Here is a 20,804-nt window from a genome sequence, read left to right as displayed (position 1 = left end):
GTCACCGGGATTTCCGCATGTTTTTCAATCGTTTTCAGAGTGTTTTTCTGTGTTTTTGGTGTGGTTGCTTTTCCCTTGCCCCTAACTACGCCGAGACCACCCCACCGATAACAATCAGCCGTAATGAAACTCCAGATTACGATTTCTCTGAAAGCGATGAGCAGCTGCTCGAGCAGATTCAACGGGGTTGCTTCAATTATTTGTGGAACGAAGTGGGTGCGCCGGGACGCCTAGCTAAGGATCGCCGGACGGCCGCTGTCGCCAGTTTGGCGGGCATTGGTTTCCAGTTGTCGTCACTCCCCATCGGCGTCGAGCGGGGCTGGATTTCGCGCGAAGAAGCGGAAAACCGGGCCCTCACGATCTTGCGGACACTTCGTGACGCCCCTGAGAACCGCCGTAACGGCGTGTTCCTGCACTTCGTGAGCGCTGACGACGGCAATATCTATCGTCCCTGGGATAATGAGATCAGCACGGTCGATCACGCTCTGTTCTTGGCGGGTGCCTTGCCTGCGGCGAGCTACTTCAAGGGCGAAGTGGCCCAGATCATCGATAAATTTGCCAAAGAAACGAATTGGAAAGACTATCAGCGCACCGACAGCGGTTTGCTGACGTTTGCCTGGAAGCCCCACGACCGTTCACGGTTGGGGGGCGAAGGGGAATACATGTCGCTCGAATGGCATTTGGCCACCGATGAAGAGCGGATCATTTATTTCATGGCCGTCGGTGCACCCACCGAGGAATTTGCGATTTCGCCCACCAGCTATTACAAGCTGGAACGCCACCTGGGACAGCTCAAAGATATGCCCCCGTTCGTGATGTCGTGGAACGGCCTGCTGTTCACCTATTTCTTCAGCCATTGCTATATCGATTACCGCGACATGCCGGCGGACAATCCCGAGCAATTCGGCGGCAAGGGCCCGCGGGTCGATTGGTTCGAGAATTCCCGGCGCGGGACGCTCGCGCATCGCCAAGCTTGCATCGATTTGGCGAAAGAATATCGCACGTTCGCAGAAGATCGCTGGGGGCTGAGCCCCTGCATGGGGCAAGCAGGACAGCGTCCGGGTTGGGATTACATCGTGCAAGAATTGAAACCCAACATTCGCAATAACGATGATTTGAAGATGGGGACCGTGGCCCCTTACGCCGCCGGCTGCTCGATCATGTTCACGCCCCAGGAAACGATGGCTGCCCTGCGCGCGTTTCGCGATTTGAAGCGCGAAGATGGTCGGCCTTTGGTATGGCGTGACCCTGCGCAGGGGGGGTATGCCTTTGCTGATAGTTTCAATCTCGACCAGCAAGTGGCCTGCGACGACAACGTGGCCATCGACGTGGGGCCGATGATTCTCGCGATTGAGAATGCTCGCACGGGCCTGATTTGGAAATTATTCATGGAGCACGAATACGCCAAACGTGCTTGCGAAAAGCTGAAACTGTTTCCCGAGAAGTGACCCTATCGGTTGCCAGCCAGCGGGACTATTCTGCAAAATAGAACTTCTTTAGGGCGGCAACTTTTTTCTTCGTGATTTGGAACAGCAATGACTTTGGCTAAGCAGACTTCGTTTCGTTCGCGTGTTGGTATCTTTTCTCTAGCGACTGCCTTACTGTGCTGGGGCATGCTTGTATCCCTTCCCTCGCTGTTGGCCGCGGACACGGTTGCCGTGGACAAGATTTGGCTTGATGAAAAGCTCGATCTCGACGAGCGATTGGAAGAGCTGCTCTCGCAAATGACGCTCGAAGAGAAGGTCGGGCAGCTGCGACAGACCAACGGCATCGGCGGTGCAGCGACGGGCGATGCCAAGAATGTTGTGGCTGGCAGCGAACTCTATCAATTGATTCGCAACGGCCAACTTGGTTCGATTCTCAACGAAATCAACATCGAAACAGTCAATGAATTTCAGCGCGTGGCGGTGGAAGACAGTCGCTTAGGAATTCCGCTGATCATTGGCCGCGACGTGATTCATGGTTATCGCACGATTTTTCCGATTCCGTTGGGTCAGGCGGCAAGCTGGAACCCCGAGTTGGTGGAAGAAGGTTGTGCGGTCGCCGCCAAGGAAGCTCGCTCGGTGGGAATTCATTGGACGTTCGCCCCGATGGTCGACATCTCGCGCGATCCGCGTTGGGGACGCATTGCTGAAAGCTTTGGCGAAGATCCTTTGCTCGCCAGTGCTTTGTCGGCCGCTTCGGTGCGTGGCTATCAAGGCGATGATCTGGCTAGTAACGACCGGATCGCTGCCTGTGTGAAACATTTCGTCGGCTACGGTGCCGCCGAGGGGGGCCGCGATTACAACACGACGGTGATTTCGCCCTCGCTGTTGCGAAACGTCTATCTCCCCCCCTTCCGCGCGGCGGTCGATGCCGGCGTGGCCACGTTGATGAGTGCGTTCAATGATCTGAACGGTGTTCCCATGACGGGGCACACGTATTTATTGCGAGACGTATTGCGCGGCGAATGGGGCTTTCGGGGTTTTGTCGTGAGCGACTGGGAATCGGTGCGTGAAATGATTCCCCACGGTTTTGCTGCCGACGAACGCGAAGCCGCCATTCAAGCAGCACTCGCGGGTGTGAATATGGAAATGACGAGCCTCACGTTTCACAATCATTTGGTGGAACTTGTCAAAACGAATGTCGTCCCCGAAAGCGTCGTCGATGAACTCGTGAAAGAGATTCTGCGCGTGAAGTTCCAACTCGGTTTGTTTGAAGATCCTTATGTCGATGCAAAGAAGCCTTCAGTGCTGCTCGATAAGTCGCATTTGGAATCGTCCCGCGCAATCGCACGGCAATCGGTGGTGATGCTCAAGAATGGCGACGGCACGCTTCCCATCAAGGCGGATCAGGTCAAGAAGATCGCGGTGATCGGACCACTCGCCGACATGAAACGCGAGCAACTGGGGACCTGGATTCCCGATGGTCGCGAAGAAGATAGCATCACGCCACTGGCTGGAATTCGTGAAGCGGCGGGCAAAGAGATCGAAGTCAAATTTGTCCCCGGTTTGAAAGACGATTTGGATGACAGCACGCAAGATTTTGACGACGCCGTGAAAGCGGCCGAGCAAGCCGACATGGTGATTTTGGTCGTCGGCGAACGGGCTAACCTTTCGGGCGAAGCACGCAGTCGCGCTCTGCTCGATCTGCCCGGTGCGCAAGGCGAGCTTGTAGAAGCGATCGCCAAGGTCGGCAAACCCACGGTCATGATCGTGGAAGCGGGACGCTCGTTGACGATTGGCAAAGAAGTGGAGCAAGTTGACGCGGTGCTATTTTCCTTCCACGCAGGAACGATGGCGGGGCCCGCGCTCGCGGATCTGCTGTGGGGCAAGGAATCCCCTTCGGGCAAGCTGCCGGTCACGTTCCCCAAATCCGTGGGGCAGATTCCGCTCTACTACAACCATGTGAACACGGGCCGTCCGACGCGAGAATACGATTTTGCGAAGGACAAATCCTACGATGAAACGTTGGACTTGGACCAAGGCTACAATTCCAACTATCTCGACGTCGGTGCCTATCCACTCTTCCCCTTCGGCTATGGTTTGTCTTACGCCAACTTCGAGTACGGCAAGGTCGAACTCTCCACAGAAAAGCTCAAGGCGGGACAGGTGCTCGCCGTGCGGGTACCGATCAAGAACACCAGTGATATTGCCGGCGATGAAGTCGTGCAGGTCTACATCCGCGATCTCGTGGGAAGCATCGCCCGGCCGGTGCGCGAGCTGAAGGCCTTTCGGCGCGTGCATCTTGAACCGGGGGAGAGCGACGTGCTGGAATTTGCCATCTCGGCGGATGATCTGAAGTTCTACAACAACGACGAAGAGCAAATCCTCGAGCCCGGCAAATTTGAGCTGTACGTGGGCGGCAGTTCCATCGCGCCGCTGGCTGGGACGTTCGAGGTTGTTGAGTAAGGCCTGCTTACATCAACAACGCCAGCACGGCTGAGAGCGTCAACATCGAGAGCAGTGTTTCGATCGAGATGATGCTGGCCATCAGCTTGGCATCGCCGCCGTATTGGCTGGCGAGGATGTAAGAGCTCGTTGCCGTGGGGAGTGCGTTGAACAGAATCGCGACGGCCCCTTCGACGCCGTTTACGCCGAACAGTTTTAGAAGTCCCCACGTCAGTAGCGGCAACACCACGAGTTTAATCGACGCCGTCACCACGACGATCGCGCCGGTTTGCTTGATGGCCTCAAAGTGCAAGGCAGCTCCCACGGCCAATAGTCCCAATGGCAACGCCGCTTCGGCGAGAATCTGGGCCATGGGACCTAACAGCGGTGGCATGCCGATGCCTGTCACATTCAAAGCTAAACCGACAAACGACCCCACGATCAGCGGATTCTTGAAGCAGGCGTCGAGCATGCCGCGCAAACCTTGGCCCGCGGCGTTGCCGAACCAACCGAGCATCAGCACGCAGGCCACATTCACGAGCGGGACGATAATCGCAATCGCCAGTGCCGCGGCGGCGAGCCCCGCTTCGCCATAAAACGTGGCGGCAATCGACAGCCCGATGTAAGTGTTCATCCGCACGCTCCCCTGATAGACGCTCGTGAAGAGCGGCCCATCGGGAAAGAACACCTTCCGTACCACCAGCAAACCGGCGGTGACGATCGCAATCGCCAGGATGATCGCCCCGGCAACGCCTCGAATGGCGAAATCGTGAAATTCCGCTTCGGCCAGCGTCACACCGAGCAAGCAAGGAAACAGCACGTAATAGGTGAGCCGCTCGAGCGCAACCCAGCCATAGTCTTCGAGCAGCGCGCTGCGCTTAAACACCCAGCCGAGCAGAATCAGCAGGAAGATCGGCAGGACAGAGGTGAGAACTTCGGCCATGGAGGATTAAGAGATAACCGCTAATTGACGCTGATGGGCGCTAATGAACGTAAGTTAGTTAGAGGGATGCGCCGTTGGTTTTGATTAATTCGCGATACCAATTGGCCGAGTCTTTGATCGTGCGTTGTTGGGTTGTGAAATCGACGTGGACCAAGCCGAACCGTTTGCTAAAGCCCTCGCCCCATTCAAAATTGTCGAGCAGCGACCACAGAAAATAACCGCGCAGATCGACACCATCGTTGATCGCCCGCTCAACTTGGTGGATATACCGCCGGAGATAATCGATGCGCTGGGGATCGTGAACGTGGCCATCGAGATCGACCCAGTCGATGTTCGCCATGCCGTTCTCGGTGATGTAGAGCGGGACTTGATAACGCTCGGCGTGAAACTTGGGGCACCAATAAAGGGTTTCAGGAATGATCGGCCAATCAAAGGCGGAACGCATCGCCCAAGCCGGGAATGGCAACGCGCGGTAACCGTTGGCTTCGTCGGCTTCGACAATCGTGCCGGTGTAGATATTCAGCCCGAGAAAATCGACTGGCTGAGCAATCGTCTGCATTTCTTCGGCCGTGTAACGTGGCATCGCGGCACCAAAGGCACGCTCCGCTTCCTCGGGATAGCGGCCGAAAAATACGGGGTCGTTGTACCAGGTGTTCGTCCACAAAATGTCCGGCACTTCGGTCATCGCCAGATTGGCAGCGGCAATGTCGGCCGCGCTCGATGATGCCGGCACGGCGGCCACTCCCACGGGTGCCCAACCAATCTTCGCAGGCTGCTTTGCATGGGCGCGAATCGTTTGCACGGCACGGCCATGTGCAAGCATCGTGTGATGACTGGCCAGCAAACGATCGGCCAGCGACAACACCAACCCCGGCGCGTTCGTGGCGTCGCCGTGGCCAAAGCGGATAAAGCATTGCGGTTCGTTAATGGTGAACCAATTCTTCACGCGGTCGGACAATCGCTCGACGACGATGCGCACGTAATCGGCAAACCACTCGGGACTGGCCGGATTGAGCCAGCCCCCTTTTTCGTACAGTCGCAGCGGATAATCCCAATGAAAGAGCGTCGGCCAAGGTTCGATCCCCTTCGCAAGCAATTCGTCGACGAGCGAGTCGTAAAAGGCGAGTCCCGCGGCATTCACTTCGCCCAAGCCCTGGGGCATCACGCGCGGCCAGGAAATCGAAAAGCGATAAGCGGGGATTTGCAACTCAGCGAGCAAACCGACATCGTCCCGAAAGCGATGATAATGATCGCAAGTGACCGCACCCGTATCGCCACCGCGCACCTTATTGGGTATCGTGCAGAAGTTGTCCCACACGCTCGGGCCTTTGCCGTCGTCTTGGGCGGCACCTTCAATTTGAAAGGCCGAGGTGGCGGCACCCCAGGTGAAGTTTTCGGGAAACTTGGGCAACTGATCGGACATCGTGAACTTTTCTTTTAAGGCGGAAATAACTGTGAAACAGATTTTGTTCGTGGCAGTGCTCTTTGCACAAGCGTTGTTGGCGCAATTCTGCGTGGCCGATGGCGAGGCGATTCGGGCGATGACCTTCAATATCCGCTATGGCACGGCTCCTGACGGCGAGAATGTTTGGCCGAATCGACAAGACATGGTCCTTAACGTCATTCGAGAGCAACAGCCAGTAATCCTTGGCATGCAGGAGGCTCAGCGCGATCAATTGGATCAAATTCTGGATGCATTCCCCAACTACTCTGCCGTAGGGGTGGGTCGCGAACAAGACGGCGCTGGCGAGTATTCGCCACTTGTTTACGACCGCAAGCGATTCGATGTGCTGGAGTCCGAAACATTCTGGCTTTCCGACACACCCACGGTTCGTGCCTCGACGTCTTGGGGGAACGAGATCACGCGAATTTGCACGTGGGCTCGCTTGCTGGATCGCACCGATAACCAAGTCATTCGCGTCTACAACACCCATTGGGATCACGTTTCACAGCCCTCGCGACTCAAAAGCGGCGCACTAATCGCCAGTAAGTTGCGTGAAGCAGCCAAAAATGAGCCCGTGATTGTGATGGGTGACTTTAACGTGGACGCGAACAATCCGGCGCGTGAACCTCTTGCTGAGGTGGGACTTCGCGACAGCTTTGCAGAAGTTCATCCTCAACAAGCAAACGACGGCACATTCCATGCCTTCACAGGTAAAAGCAATAGTGGCAAGATCGACGCGATTCTGGTGAGCCAGCAATGGCAAGTCATCGACGCCGCGATCATCAAGACCGAACGTGAGGGACGGTTTCCTTCCGATCACTTCCCCGTGACGGCTACGTTGCGATTAAACGAGTCGCAGTGATCTCAACCTAGGCCGTCGACGTTTCGGCCGCGTGACGGCGTTCCAGTTCGAGCTTGATTTCGTAGCAACGTTCCTCCGTGAGAGGATACCGCCACGCAAAGTAGGCCGATGCGATGCTTAACAACAGCGGCAGGCCGATTTCCACGTAGCGTAGCCGAAACAGCGTTTCCGGGTCCTGGGTTTTGAGGGTTGCTGCAGATTCTGAAAGTTGTTTTAGTTCCGCTTTCAATTTCTCGCGATTACCGAGCAAAGCCGTATCTGCCGCGAGTTGCGAGACGCGATTGTTGATGTCCTCCATTCGCGTAATCAGCGTCTTGGTGTGATCCGTGGGATGCGCCCCCGTATTTTTGCGATCAAAATAGCCGAACGTTTCTTCGGACTTAGTGACCAGCTTGCGAATTTCACCCTCAATGGCTTCTTGCTGAAGAGGCGTTGCCAGACTCTCGCCTTCCCAGGTTTCGGTTGCCTTTCCCACCGCGGCCAGATGGCTCAGCAAGGATTCCACCTGCACATTTTGCTTTTCATCGAAGCTTGTGTAAAGCAACAAAGCTCCGGTAACAAAACTGGCAAATGCGGTTCCCATTTTGATAAACCACCAAAACACCGAGTAGTAGGTTCCCTCGCGCCGACTGCCGGTGTGCAGTTCGTCCTGATCGCAAACGTCGCCAACCATGGACGAACCAAGCGTGAAAAACATCAACATGCCTGCCGAAAGCAGCATGGTCGGGATCAGCACCAGATAGGGATGCGCAGGATCGTAGCACACAATCTTGGAAATTTGTGCCGTACACATGATGGCAATCGCCATCAGCAACGTTGATCTTTTGCCGATCCGCTTGCTGATCCAGTTCAGCGGGAAGACCGCCAGAAGTCCGGTGACGGCCCATGTGGTGCCGGCGATGCCCAGCAGTTTGCTCGCCGCCGTGGTATCGCCGCCATACAGGTAAAAGATCGTAATATAGTTGTTAAAGTTGCCGACAAAATTGAACCCCATCGCAAGCGTAAAAACACACGTCACGAGCAACAAAAAGGGTTTATTCACAACCGCGGTGCCCATGTCCGCCCAAAAGGCAGTGCGAGGCTTATCTTTGGAGCCTTCGAAACCTGGTTCTTTGAGCGTCAGGAACCACCAATAGCTCATGGGGATCAGAACGGCCGCGATAGCAATCGAGACGTACCGCATGCCGTCGATGAGATCTCCCGAAGGGCCGCGGAAGAATTCCATCGTCGCGAAAAAAATGAGCCAAGGCGTTCCCAACGCAAACGTATTTCCCAAGAAACTCTTGGCACTGAAGAGCCTCGTGCGCTCGTGGTAGTCCTTCGACATTTCCATGCCCAGCGCGCCGTGCGGGATTTCAAACACGTTGCACGCCGTGAAGAACACCAGCAGACCCACGAGAATGTAAACCAATTGAAACCAGTTGTAAGCCGCTTCGCTCGGGAAAATTTCGCGAATCCATTCCCCCCGCGGCACCCACCACATGGCGACAAAACTCAACGCGACCGCGATCCCTCCGACGAGAATGAAAGGCCGACGTCGGCCCCAGGGGGTCTGCACGTTGTCCGAAAAGTGACCGATGATTGGATCGGAGACCGCGTCCCACAGTCGGGGAATGATCAAGATGGTCCCTAACAAAAACGCGCTCAAACCCAACGAGATATTACCCAGCAAACCAATGAGTTGCCCCGCAATGTTAAAGAGGGCAATCGGAATCAAACCGCCCAAACCGTAGGCAATCAGTTGATGCCACGGCACACGGTCCGCTGGGTTAGGGACTGTCTCGGGGTTTGCCATGTGATTCCTAAGGAAACGACGGTCGTGTTAAAGAAAAGATTTTGAGAAAAGGCAACAAGACAAGAACCGAGCCACCGGCCCGAACAATACACTACAGCGATTCTGCCGTGGCCGAGCCGCAGGATTCGCGCACAACTAGGTCCGATTGCAGCGTCATCTTTGTGGGTGGGCGCTGCGGATCTTTGAGTCGCTGGCACAAAACCTCGACGGCCAGCGCCCCCATGCTCGACATCGGCACATGGACCGTGGTGAGCCGCGGCCGGGTCATTTGAGCGATTCGCGTGTCGTCGAAACCCACGACGCGGAGTTGATCGGGAACGGAAATTCCCTTTTCAATCGCAGCGTCGATGATGCCGGCGGCCATTTCGTCGTTCGCGGCAAACACAAACGCGCTCGTGTCGGCCCAGTCTTCGACCAGCTTGCTGGCCAGTTGGAAGGCTTTTTCGTAGCTGAAGTCCAAATGATAAACGTCGTCGTCATGGACCGGCAGCGAGGCCCGCTGCATGACATCTTTGTACGCTTCCAAACGATCGATCGTGTCGATGTTGGTTTTCAAGCCGCCGACGAACACAATCCGCTTGGCCCCGCAATCGTTGATCAGATGTTTGACCATCGCCTCGGCACCGTGGCGTTGATCGATCACGACGCTGTCGTGCTTCACGCCGTCCACTTGGCCGTCGAGCACGACGAAGGGAATCATCACCTGCCCCAAGGTCTTCTTGGTTTTGGAATCGATATCCGAAACCATCACGACAATGCCGTCGACCAAGCCGTGATTGGAAACCGCCGAGAGCACCGTGTTGCCGTCGTGATTGCCACCGGCAGACGACACCATCAGTTGGTAGCCGAGTTCGTGGGCTTTGAGATTCGCCCCCCGGATGATTTCGGAATAAAACTCGCCGTGCAAGTCGGGCAGCACCAAGCCGAGGATGTTGCTTTGCTGGAGCATCAATCCCCGGGCAAAGACATTAGGCCGATAGTTGAGCTCTTGAATGGCCAATTCGACGCGTTTGCGTGTCTTGTCGTTGACGATATTGCGTCGATTCAGCACGCGCGAAACGGTGCTGATCGAAACATTCGCCCGTTGAGCAACATCTTCGATGGAAACTGGCACAAGACACTCCTTCGACAATCCCTGGCAGGCCCAAAAGCGGCATCGAATATGACAGCGCTTTCACTGCATAATATCTTGGATTTCCAGGCTCTGTCAACGATTCGCGAGGTAAAGATTGGCGATTCTTTCAGTTGCGCAGAAGCCATGAGCCGATACGCGCTAGCGTCGGGTGACTACATGTTAAGCCTCAAATTCCAGAATCCGCGGCTAGCGCCTTGCGGCTCACGTAGGATCGTTGCTTGTCACTTCTAGCTCCGTGCGGAGTCGCTGGAGTTCGTCGTTCATCGCCTTTTGCACCGTCGCGTAATCGGGATCGCCGTAAACGGAGTGCAATTCTTGCGGGTCATTTTCGAGATCAAAAAGTTCCCATTCATCGATCTTGTAGTAATGAATGAGTTTGTGCCGACCATCGGTCACGCCGTAGTGTTCGCAGACGGCATGCCAGCCATCAACGCCCTCGTAGTAGTGATAATAAAACATCTTCCGCCAATCCTCGGGCGTCTTGCCCGCGAGTAGTGGCCGAAAACTTTTCCCCTGCATGTCCTTGGGGATCTCCACACCCGCGGCATCAAGAAATGTTTCCGCAAAGTCGACGTTCGACACGATTTCATTATTCACCGAACCAGCCTTCGTTACCCCCGGCCAGCGAATCAATAACGGTGTGCGCAGCGATTCTTCGTACATGAAACGTTTATCAAACCAACCATGCTCGCCCAGGTACATGCCTTGGTCCGAGCAATAAACGACGATCGTGTTATCAGCGAGCCCACTTTCGTCCAAATAGTCGAGCAGCGCGCCGACACTTTCGTCGACCGACGCCACGCAAGCGAGATAATCCTGCATGTAGCGCTGATACTTCCACCGCGTGAATGCCTCGCCCTTCAGATCGTCTTGATAGAACGCTTCGTTCTTTTTGAGGTAGGCGTCCTTCCAGGCTTTGTTTTGCTTGACCGTCATCCGGTTGTAAAAGAAGTTGCGGTCCTGCGTATCCTTCTTGGAATTCAATCGCGGCAGGTCCCAGGCTTTGAGATCGGGACCCGTCGTGACCATGTCTTTGCTAATCCGCATGTCGGCCCGCGCGGCCGCGGAGGCGCGGTTCTTATAGTCATCAAATAACGTTTCTGGCTCTGGGAATTCCTTGCCGGCAAAATCTTTGAGATGTTCCGGCGCGGGAGCCCAAGGTCGATGCGGCGCTTTGTGGTGCATCATCAGTAAGAAAGGCTTCTGCGGATCGCGGCCCTGCTTGAGCCAGGCGAGCGACTGGTCGGTCACCAATTCCGTCGCGTAGCCAACATATTCGACTGGCCCCAGCGGGGTGATCATCCGCGGCTGATAGTACTGGCCCTGCCCTTGAAATATCTGCCAATGATCGAAGCCGGTTGGATTGCGCTCGGTCCCCAGATGCCACTTGCCGATGAGCGCGGTTTGATAGCCGGCCTTTTGCAGCAGCTTTGGGAAGGTTTGTTGGTCGACGTTGAACTGTTTTTCGTTGGCGTAATAGCCATTTTTGTGGCTGTACTTGCCGGTGAGGATGCACGCGCGGCTCGGCCCACAGATTGAGTTGGTCACATAGCAACGGTCGAAGCGCATGCCGTCTTTGGCGATACGATCGATGTTCGGCGTTTCGTTAAGCTTCGAGCCGTAAGCCGAAATTGCCTGATAGGCGTGATCGTCGGACATGATGAACACAATGTTTGGACGCTCATCGGCAACGCAGATGTTGGAAGCGAATAGTGTCAGCCCCAGTAGAACGATCAAGGCAAGGCGTAGCATGAGATACTCCGCGAAAGGTCTCTCAGAAAAGCTCCCCCCGCCCATGCGGGAGGCTCGTCAGGAAGACAGGATACCAGATTGCGCGGTCAAATTCGCTGGTTAAATGTGTGATGTTAAAGTCAGAGAAACCACGAATCGGGCGAACTGCACGAATAAATCAGACAAGAATTAATGGCAGATAAGACATTAATCGTGATCGCTATAGACGTCTTCTCTAGAAAAGTCGACCGGCAAGGACGGTGCCGAGAGTTTATTTCTCTTCATAATCGCATCGAACTCTTCAACGGTAATCTTCGGCGCCTTCGGCCGCAGGGCGATGATCTCTTCGCGAGAAAGTTGCGCGGGGACGCTCACCTCGACCCGGGTATTCTCGGGGAGGCTAATCGGATGAACGGGATGAAAGGCCCCGTCGCGATAGGTGGCTTCGATGGTCATGCTTTAAGTTTAGCCTCTGTTGGGGCCAAAAGCCAATGTGAGAGGAATTCGAAGTGCTGATTCTCGTAATGTGAAAATTCGATGTTACGTTGACTGTGATTCAGCGGGTCTTCGAATCAGCGAAAATTCTACATTAAGATCGGATGGTCTATGGTCACCTGCATTTTCAATGAAGGTCCAATCGTCAATCAGTTCTCGGATTTCATCTAGTTTACTTAGCGATGGAAGCGGAAAAAGATAATTCACACCAGGAAATCTGAAGCAGCTCATCGATCCCAGTCGCCCTTGTTTTATATGATCAAAGTGAACAATACCTGGCAAACCTTCTTCTCCCGTTACCAACTTATATGCAAACCAAATAAATCCGGCTTTTCTTGGTCCGAATCTGGCATATTGGCGAAGTTGATCGTAGTTGCTGCTGAAAGGATCAAACTCAGGAATATGGCGCATGCCGCAAAGATACTCAAGCGTCATCTTTGCTAATACCCTGCTGATTTTCAGCGAATCATACGGATAACAGTGTGCCGCACCTTTGAAAACTATGTTTCCTACCTCGGTTAATTCGTAACTCAAATCACTCAGTGGGAAAGTGAATTCCACTTGATCTGGTCCAGTGGGCTTACGAGTGACAGTACCAGCCTCCGTCTCCAATTTGGGTGATTTGCCTTTTCGTGTAGATTGCAACTGCATCAACCTTTGAGATGAACCTGGGTGATGATGAACGAAATATCCTTCGAGTTTAGAAAAGTATTCGTTGCATTTATCACATACCACACCTGTCTGTAGCACTAAGTTAAGATTTGAAGCACTGGCAGGATAAATATGGTATTTTTGGGTCGATTGCGAATTGGAATTGCACTTATATAAACAATCCATTGAAATTCCTCGTGCTAAAGTATCGCAACCTATTAAGTTCCGTCATAAAAAATTTGATACTTGCGAATCAAAAAACCCCGATGGAGATCGCTCTCCACCGGGGTCGTTAAGTTGTCAAAATAGCCGCGAGTTTTGAGATTCGAGTTGCGAGTCATTTCTCACAACTCGCCACCCTTAACTCGCGACTCATCAATACATGTCATCCATGCCGGGGGCTGCGGCGGCCTTTTTGTCCTTCTTGGGGGCTTCGGCAATCAAGGCGTCCGAAGTCAACAGCAAGGTTGCCACGCTCGCGGCGTTTTGCAGTGCCGTGCGTGTCACCTTCGTGGGGTCGATCACGCCCGCCTTGACCATGTCTTCGTAGACGTCGGTCGCGGCGTTGTAACCGTTATTGCCCTTGGCTTCGCCGACCTTTTCGCACACGATGCCGCCGTCTTGACCAGCGTTCGCAGCGATGGCGGTTAGCGGAGCGCGGCAAGCACGCACGACGATCTTGTAGCCGACTTCCTGGTCGTGGCTGAGGCCATCAGGCTTGGCAGCCTTGCTCGCCCGCAACAGGGCGACGCCACCACCGGGGAGAATGCCTTCTTCGACGGCCGCACGCGTGGCGTGCAAGGCGTCTTCGACGCGGGCTTTCTTTTCCTTCATTTCGCTTTCGGTCGCGGCACCGACGTTGACCTTGGCCACGCCACCGGCGAGCTTCGCCAAACGCTCTTCCAACTTTTCCTTGTCGTAGTCGCTGGAGGTGTTTTCAATCTCGCGGCGAATCTGCTCGATGCGGCCCTTGATGGCATCGCTCTTGCCGGCGCCTTCGATGATGGTGGTGTTGTCCTTCTCGACGATCACCTTCTTCGCGCGGCCGAGTTCCTTGAGGCCGACGCTTTCGAGCTTGATGCCGAGATCTTCGAAGATCGCTTGACCACCCGTGAGGGTTGCGATGTCTTCAAGCTGAGCCTTACGACGATCGCCGAAGCCGGGGGCCTTCACGGCACAAACTTGGAACGTGCCACGCAGACGATTGATCACCAGCGTTGCCAAAGCTTCGCCTTCGATGTCTTCAGCGACGATCAACAACGGCTTGCCGCTGTTGACGACGGCTTCCAAGCACGGGACCAAATCCTTGATGTTGCTAATCTTCTTTTCGTGAACCAGGACGTAGCAATCTTCGAGCACGCATTCCATGCTGGTGCTGTCGGTCACGAAGTAAGGCGACAGATAGCCGCGGTCGAACTGCATACCTTCGACCCATTCGACTTCGGTGGCGAGGCTCTTGCCTTCGTCGACGGTGATCACGCCGTCTTTGCCGACCTTCTCCATGGCCTTGGCGAGCATGTCGCCAATTTCGCGGTCGCCGTTCGAGGCCACCGTGCCAACTTGGGCCATCTCTTCGGAGGTCTTAATCTTCACAGCCATTTTCTTGAGTTCGGCGGTGATATCTTCCACGGCCTTCTCGATGCCCTGCTTCATTTGCACGGGATTCACGCCCGCGACGACGGCCTTGAGGCCTTCGTTGAAGATGGCTTCGGCGAGGACGGTGGCGGTGGTGGTGCCGTCGCCCGCGACGTCGCTCGTGCGGCTGGCGACTTCTTTGACCATTTGAGCACCCATGTTTTCATAGGTGTCTTCAAGTTCGATTTCCTTGGCGACCGAAACACCGTCTTTGGTGACGGTGGGCGAGCCGAAGGATTTTTGCAGGATGACGTTGCGGCCCTTGGGACCGAGCGTGATTTTGACCGCGCGGGCCAGTTTGCCGACGCCGCGACGCATGGCATCGCGAGCTTCTTGATCGAAAGCGATCATTTTGGCCATTGATTAGGTTCCTTTTTAAAGTTTCGAGTTATGAGTTATGAGTTGTGAGTTGTGAGCAAAGAGAAATCGTGGCGCACTGTGTTCTCGCGCCTCGAAACTCGGGACTCGCGCCTATTCAATCACCGCGAGGATGTCGCTCTCGCTCATGAGCAGATATTCTTCGTCGTCGATGCTGATTGCTTCGGGGGCGTAGCTGGTGAAGAGGACACGGTCGCCCTTTTTGACTTGCATCGCGCCGCGGGTGCCGTCGTCGAGCAACTTGCCGGTGCCGATGGCGATGATCGTGCCGCGGGAAGGCTTGTCCTTGGCCGAGTCAGGCAGAAAGATACCGCCGGCGGTCTTGTCGAGGGATTCCTCACGCTCGACGACGACTTTGTCGCCCAGGGGTTGCAGCGTGACCTTGCTCTTCTTCTTGGTGGCGGTTGCCATGTGTGTTGTCCTCCGAAATGTAAAAGATCTGAATACGGTGTGTCGGCGTTGCGACACGGCCTAACCGCGATTCAACGAATCGCAGGGCCCCTGTTTTGTGTTTTGAAGCACGGGGAAACATGTTATTAGGGCGCAGAACGTCCCCGCTGGCAATGGGCCAAAAGCAAGGTTCGCGCCAATTGTTGGACAATTCGCAAGTTGCGGCGTGGTAACGGATTAAGAAAAACGAGCGAATTGGCCGTTTCTGCCATTTTCGCTGTCCAAGCGAAGAAAACCGGAAGATCGCTGCCATTTTGGCAGAGGGCCTCCTTAGCCGGATCGCAACGCGATCCAGAGAAGCACGGAGATCCGGAGGGGCGTTGCCCTTCGGTTAGGAGTCTAAACGGCATCGGGACGATGCCGGCTAACTAAGCTGCCAGGTAATCACAGCGATCCCCAGCGGCACCAAATAGTAAACGAAGACCATCAATTTGCCCTTTTTCACAAATCGCATTAATACGGCGATTGCCGCGAGGCCCACAATCATCGACACGACGAAGCCCACCGCGAGATTGGGGATCGGCGTAGTCGTTGAACCTTGCTTGTAGAGATCAAGCATTTTCAGTAGCCCTGCCCCGGCGATGACGGGTACGGCCATCAAGAATGAAAATGTCGCGGCGGCTCCGCGTTCGAGTCCCGCGCCGAGCCCGCCGGAGATCGTCATGCCGCTGCGCGAGACGCCGGGGAGGATTGCGATCGATTGCAAGATACCGATGAGCGTGGCTTTGCCGGGGGGAAGCTCGGTGTAGTGCATGTTGCCGGGAGCGCTCCGCGATCCCCACCACAAGGCGGCCGCGGAAATCAGAAAACCAAACCCGGCGAGCAGCGGGCTTTCTAAAAGGGGTTTGCTAATGCTGTCGGGGAGGCCCTTTTCGATACCGAGGCCAATGATCACCGCAGGGATCGTGGCGAAAATGATCGGCACGATCGCGCGGCGATCTTGAAACAACAGCCGCACAAGTTCATTGCGATAGTAGACGAGCACCGAGGCCAAAGTCCCCAAATGCAACACGAGTGTCACTTCCAACAGATCAGGCGCCGGTTTGCCACCGAAAGATTCCATGAGCGCGTTAACCACGGCGAGGTGACCGTCGCTGCTGATCGGCAGGAATTCCGTGATTCCCTGCACAATGGCCATGATGATTACGGCGAGTAAGGACATAGAAGCTGAGAGGCTAGAGGTCTGAGGAAGAAATGACCAATGACCAAGCTCTGAATGACCAATGGGTTCGTCTTGGTCATTTGGTCATTGAACAGTGGTCATTTTTTCGGAGTTCGCACTATAGCGGGGAATTTCACGCGCGTCTGTGGCGCTTCTCCCCAATTGTCACGCTGGTTAAACTGAAGTTATGGGTATTCGCTTTTACTGTCCGAACGGCCACAAGTTGAACGTGAAAGCGTTTCTCGCGGGCAAGCGCGGGATCTGTCCCGACTGCGATGCCAAGTTCTTAGTGCCGATGGAAAGTGGCGGTACGGTCGCAGCCATCGATGATGCGGTGCCCACGATCATGCCGTTGGAAGAAGATCTTGAGCTAGATCTCGAACCGGTTGCTCCCGCGGAGCTGACCACGGAGCTCTGGCACGTGCGGACAAGCAGCGGTGAGCAAAAGGGCCCCGCGACGATGTCGCTGGTGAAGACGTGGATTACGGACGGCACGATCGGCCGCGATACGTGGGTGTGGAAGACGGGTTGGCTCGATTGGCAACGCGCGAGCGATGTGTTTCCCGAATTGGGGGCGGTGCTAGAGGCCGTGCCCCTCGTGCGGCCCAAATCGTTCGTGGAAGAGTCGGTCAGCATCAAGACGGAAACCAAGTTGCCTAGCGATCCGCAAGTGACGAGCATGTATCGTCGTCGGCAGCGGCAGAAGAAGGATCAGATCAAAACGCTGACCCTGTTCTTGGGGGGCATGATTATTTTGTTGTTGATCGTGATGCTGGTGGTGTTGCTGCGGTGATATTTGGCCCGTCGCTTTGCCACGGAATATGGCGCTAAGCCGCGAGCGGCGGCGCAATAAAAAAAGCCGGAACTCGACGAGCGAGATCCGGCTGTTCGTTTAACACTTCAAACAATTCAAACCAACTCAGGTGGTTGAATCGCTGCTAGGAGCTTCAGGAGCGGCTTCGGGAGCAGCACCTTCCATAGCAGGGGCGGCTTCGCCACAACCGCAAGGAGCGGCAGCAGCTTCACATCCGCAAGGAGCAGCGGCAGCTTCGCAACCACAGGTCTGCGCGCAGCAGCCGTGACGACGAGCCTTACGAGCTTCGCGACGGGTTGGGCAGCTGCACAGCGAGGCTTCGCAACCGCAAGGAGCGGCAGCAGCTTCGCAACCGCAAGGAGCGGGAGCAGGAGCTTCACAAGCACAAGGGGCTGGTTCGCAGCAAGGAGCTGGTTCACAGCAAACTGGCTCGCAGCAAGTTTCCTTGCAGCACTTGTTCTTACGATTACGGAACAAACCAGCTTCGGCATCCGTAACGGCGAAGCTTGTCACAACCATGACCAAGGCGGTCAAAGCAACCAATACATTTTTCATAAAAATTCCTCCTCTTGGGAAATCTGGGGCATCGCGGGGGATCACATGTCCCTCCTGCAACGCGACAATTCTCTGTGTCACCGTCAAAATTGTTTTGTCCCCAGGGCCACGACGGTTGGTAGCGGCGGGGAAGACGAAAGTTTTTGCTCAGCAAGCAACTACGGGCCAATTGGTCTCAGCACTCGCATTCGCTCGACTGCTCTAGTTAGCTAGTCACAACTTGCGCGAAATCAGAATCCCTGCGGATTGAGCTGACCTTGCTCGTTGGTGAACATAGGTCGACAAAATAACATGGTCATTTTGAGTGTCAATGGCCGCTGGTTGTTAAAAGACCTGCATTGCACCGGGCTTTTTCACCATTGCGCTATGAAACGCCGTAGGAAATACGATTGATTCGCAATTGAGCCTGTATACACCGGCAAAAATTACTTTTCAGTCATACGCCCTGATAGTGTGAGAAAGGGCAAAATGAGAAGAATAGCGAGACACGATGTCGCGATTTTTCTATGAAAAAGTTTTTGCTACTCACCGCACAGTTAGCGGGGGACCGTACGAAATGGGTCTTGCGGAGGCTGAGTCGCTTGGAGTGGTGTCTCGCCTGGGGTTTGCTGCGCTGGCCTGTTCTTTTGTAGACGCAAGATCTCGGTCGGATCTTCAAAGTCGAGCACGATCGGTTCTTGATCGGGACCAATTTCGGCGGCCATGCCACAGATCCGCCACTCGTTGTCGATCATCTTTAGCGCCCACGTCATATTGTCTTCAAACGGTTTGCCATCGGGATCGACGTCGCGCCACACGGTCTCGGCTACGGCGCGATCAGGCTTCACGATTTCAATGGCGCCAATTTCAAACTTGGCCGTGGGACTTCCCGGCGGAGCGATTTCCATGTCGTAGGCCGTGGTTTGTTCCAGGGCCTTGGGGGTGAGCAGTCGATTGGTTGTTTCGGCATCAGCGGTACGCACGCCGTCAAGGAATTGCTGCACGACTTGAGCAATCGCTTCTTCACCCGTCGACGCTGGCGATCCGCAGCCGGCTGATATTGCCAACATGACAATCGCGAACAGTAGGGAGATTTGTTGACGCATCGCGGCACCTCTTCGCTCGGGGAACAGTAACTCCATTCAAGGGGGCGGAGTGTGTCAAAAGGGCCAAGCGCGGTCAAGGTTAGCCGGTCGCGTCCCACGACCGAGAATCCACGGCATCGGGACGATGCCGGCTATATAGGTGACGCGACCGACAAACCGCGATCCACCGCTTCTTTATCGCGGCGATAGAGTGCTAGCTGCGATTCAAACGTCGCGGGGCTGATCTGCCACGAAGGATCGCTATCGACAAAGCTTTGACAGTGGGCCACGAGCAACCGGTACAGGAATTTGAACAAATGTCGGGGAACGCGCAACATCGCGAAGGCATCGATCAAGCGCTGGCTGCTGATGCTGGGATCGAACATCTCCTGCAATTTCGGCGAGGCCCCTTCCTTGGCGCAGGCTGCCACGCGGGCGTTGGCCAAATCGTAGAGCGAGGCCCCCGTCCATTCGAGCGACGGAATCATGTTCTGCTTATCGAGCCGAGCCCGCTGAAAGAAATCGTGCCCCTCGTTTTGCACATACTGCGATAGCTCAATCGGCAGCAGCAGTTTGAGGCCCAAACCAGGCTGCTTGAGGAACTTGTTGTCGAGCATCGACCAAACCAGCCCCTTCATATTTTCAAGCGAGCCATTGATCAGATGCGGTTCGTCGACGCGGTCGACCAGCACGACAATCCCCGAGAATCCCAGGGCCTTGAGCACTCCTTGGAATTTGTAGAGCAGTTCGTAGCGGTCGTCGGTGCGGCGCTTGCTGGGAAGCGGCTGGCCATTGATGTCGCGGCCGGAGAATTGCATCAACACGCGGCGGAGCGGGTTAATGTTGCGGGTCACGGTGCGCAAGTTGCGCGATATGCTGAATGATTGCATCCACCACCGCCAGACTTGGGCCAAGAGCGGTGCCCAACCCAGCGCAATGATCAACCACGGCCAAACCGTTTTGAACCAATCGAAGCGCTGTTGATAGTACGCCGTACCGATGACACCAATGGTCGTGAGCAAGCCGATGAGCTTGATGCCCCAATTCTGCCAAGGAATGTAACGCAGTTTCCGGCGTAAGCGAAACCAACGCGCATCAAATGATTCGGTAAGGGAATTGTCGTAACACGCGGCAAGCAACAGCAAGTCCCGGCGTTGAAAACGATCGAGCCGCCGGACGGCATCGTCGGGCAGTGTGTTCCCCGCCGGGCCGCTGGGTTGCGACACGCCGAGCAAACGGTCGACCACGCTGGTCACCCCGAGCGAGAGAATCGCATCGACGTGATCCCAAAGTTTCCATTCGTCGAGCACCTTGGTTGGCTTGCGGCGGGTCCGCGCGCTCAACCGTTCGGCAAAGCGGTCGAGGAACGGATTGAAGTCGTCGTATTCAATCACGAACGAGCGATTGTTTTCGTGCTGGCGGTTGAACTCTTCGATCTGGGCCACGACCTGCATCCGCATCGCCGTTTTGCCCGCTCCCTTTTCGCCAAACACAATCGACGTGCCGGGGTTCGCGGGATCGCCGTACACCTTGTCCCAATTGGGATGAAACGTGCTCGTGCGGCAACGGCCTTGAAAAACGGGATCGGTTTGCGCGTCTTCATCCGCGAACGGGTTGTTCGCCATGCCGTGGTGATCGAAAAATTCGTGAAGATTCATAGCCGTAACTGGAGGGTGCGGTTTGTTGTTCCTCAAGTATAGTTTGCTCACCGTGCAAATGTGACCCACGAGCTTAATTGGAAATTGTCGTGGAATTCCTACTAGCCGCAGGTGGAAGCCAGCAGTGATCGTGGTTGAACCGACGGCTGCCGCCTGCGGCTAA

17 protein-coding genes are annotated in these 20,804 nt (G+C 55.3%); 4 read left to right on the top strand and 13 right to left on the bottom strand.

Features of this window, described 5'->3' with window-relative positions:
* The first annotated feature begins 17 nt into the window (after window positions 1-17).
* Together SH678x_RS22580 and bglX are read left to right on the top strand one after the other, a co-directional pair.
* Window positions 18-1,448: a glucoamylase family protein gene (locus SH678x_RS22580; protein WP_496920729.1), complete on the top strand. Its 1,431-nt coding sequence runs from the start codon at window positions 18-20 to the stop codon at window positions 1,446-1,448.
* A 165-nt stretch (window positions 1,449-1,613) separates the two neighbouring features.
* Window positions 1,614-3,890, top strand: coding sequence for a beta-glucosidase BglX (gene bglX, locus SH678x_RS22575; protein WP_496920728.1), 2,277 nt, complete (start codon window positions 1,614-1,616; stop codon window positions 3,888-3,890).
* A 7-nt stretch (window positions 3,891-3,897) separates the two neighbouring features.
* On the opposite strand, the gene SH678x_RS22570 is transcribed toward bglX, so the two are convergent.
* Both SH678x_RS22570 and SH678x_RS22565 read right to left on the bottom strand, forming a co-directional pair.
* Complete coding sequence (locus SH678x_RS22570; protein ID WP_496920727.1) at window positions 3,898-4,812, bottom strand: AEC family transporter; 915 nt, start codon at window positions 4,810-4,812, stop codon at window positions 3,898-3,900.
* A 58-nt stretch (window positions 4,813-4,870) separates the two neighbouring features.
* Window positions 4,871-6,235 carry a GH1 family beta-glucosidase gene (locus SH678x_RS22565; RefSeq protein ID WP_496920726.1) on the bottom strand — a complete coding sequence of 455 codons (1,365 nt, stop codon included), beginning with the start codon at window positions 6,233-6,235 and terminating at the stop codon, window positions 4,871-4,873.
* Window positions 6,236-6,266: 31 nt separating this feature from the next.
* On the opposite strand from SH678x_RS22565, the gene SH678x_RS22560 reads away from it, so the two are divergent.
* The gene (locus SH678x_RS22560) at window positions 6,267-7,118 is read left to right on the top strand and encodes an endonuclease/exonuclease/phosphatase family protein (RefSeq protein ID WP_496920725.1); all 852 of its coding nucleotides are present in this window, start codon (window positions 6,267-6,269) and stop codon (window positions 7,116-7,118) included.
* Window positions 7,119-7,125: 7 nt separating this feature from the next.
* On the opposite strand, the gene SH678x_RS22555 is transcribed toward SH678x_RS22560, so the two are convergent.
* From SH678x_RS22555 to SH678x_RS22520, 8 genes are all read right to left on the bottom strand, one after another.
* Window positions 7,126-8,913: an MFS transporter gene (locus tag SH678x_RS22555; protein ID WP_496920724.1), complete on the bottom strand. Its 1,788-nt coding sequence runs from the start codon at window positions 8,911-8,913 to the stop codon at window positions 7,126-7,128.
* A 91-nt stretch (window positions 8,914-9,004) separates the two neighbouring features.
* On the bottom strand, window positions 9,005-10,027 hold the full coding sequence (locus SH678x_RS22550; protein WP_496920723.1) for a LacI family DNA-binding transcriptional regulator: 1,023 nt from the start codon (window positions 10,025-10,027) through the stop codon (window positions 9,005-9,007).
* Between the two features lie 222 nt (window positions 10,028-10,249).
* Entirely contained in the window at window positions 10,250-11,800 is a 1,551-nt protein-coding gene (locus SH678x_RS22545) for a sulfatase family protein (protein WP_496920722.1), read from the bottom strand.
* A gap of 186 nt (window positions 11,801-11,986) precedes the next feature.
* A complete protein-coding gene (locus tag SH678x_RS22540) occupies window positions 11,987-12,235 on the bottom strand; it encodes an antitoxin family protein (protein ID WP_496920721.1) in 249 nt (82 codons plus the stop codon).
* Window positions 12,236-12,319: 84 nt separating this feature from the next.
* Entirely contained in the window at window positions 12,320-13,111 is a 792-nt protein-coding gene (locus SH678x_RS22535) for a hypothetical protein (protein ID WP_496920720.1), read from the bottom strand.
* Between the two features lie 189 nt (window positions 13,112-13,300).
* Window positions 13,301-14,920 (bottom strand): chaperonin GroEL, encoded by a 1,620-nt coding sequence (groL, locus tag SH678x_RS22530; protein ID WP_496920719.1) that lies wholly within the window; start codon window positions 14,918-14,920, stop codon window positions 13,301-13,303.
* 111 nt (window positions 14,921-15,031) lie between these two features.
* Entirely contained in the window at window positions 15,032-15,349 is a 318-nt protein-coding gene (locus SH678x_RS22525; protein ID WP_496920718.1) for a co-chaperone GroES, read from the bottom strand.
* A gap of 403 nt (window positions 15,350-15,752) precedes the next feature.
* On the bottom strand, window positions 15,753-16,550 hold the full coding sequence (locus SH678x_RS22520; protein WP_496920717.1) for an undecaprenyl-diphosphate phosphatase: 798 nt from the start codon (window positions 16,548-16,550) through the stop codon (window positions 15,753-15,755).
* Between the two features lie 187 nt (window positions 16,551-16,737).
* On the opposite strand from SH678x_RS22520, the gene SH678x_RS22515 reads away from it, so the two are divergent.
* Complete coding sequence (locus SH678x_RS22515) at window positions 16,738-17,343, top strand: DUF4339 domain-containing protein (RefSeq protein WP_496920716.1); 606 nt, start codon at window positions 16,738-16,740, stop codon at window positions 17,341-17,343.
* Between the two features lie 126 nt (window positions 17,344-17,469).
* Here SH678x_RS22515 and SH678x_RS22510 read toward each other — a convergent pair whose 3' ends face one another.
* The 3 genes from SH678x_RS22510 to SH678x_RS22500 all read right to left on the bottom strand — a co-directional run bounded on the left by SH678x_RS22510 (window position 17,470) and on the right by SH678x_RS22500 (window position 20,641).
* Window positions 17,470-17,919: a hypothetical protein gene (locus SH678x_RS22510; RefSeq protein WP_496920715.1), complete on the bottom strand. Its 450-nt coding sequence runs from the start codon at window positions 17,917-17,919 to the stop codon at window positions 17,470-17,472.
* A gap of 536 nt (window positions 17,920-18,455) precedes the next feature.
* Window positions 18,456-19,004 carry a nuclear transport factor 2 family protein gene (locus tag SH678x_RS22505; RefSeq protein ID WP_496920714.1) on the bottom strand — a complete coding sequence of 183 codons (549 nt, stop codon included), beginning with the start codon at window positions 19,002-19,004 and terminating at the stop codon, window positions 18,456-18,458.
* A 131-nt stretch (window positions 19,005-19,135) separates the two neighbouring features.
* Window positions 19,136-20,641: a hypothetical protein gene (locus SH678x_RS22500; RefSeq protein ID WP_496920713.1), complete on the bottom strand. Its 1,506-nt coding sequence runs from the start codon at window positions 20,639-20,641 to the stop codon at window positions 19,136-19,138.
* Between the last annotated feature and the right edge of the window lie 163 nt (window positions 20,642-20,804).

This window comes from Bythopirellula superficialaquae, assembly GCF_059632245.1.
This window is presented reverse-complemented; position numbering and strand designations above follow the sequence as displayed.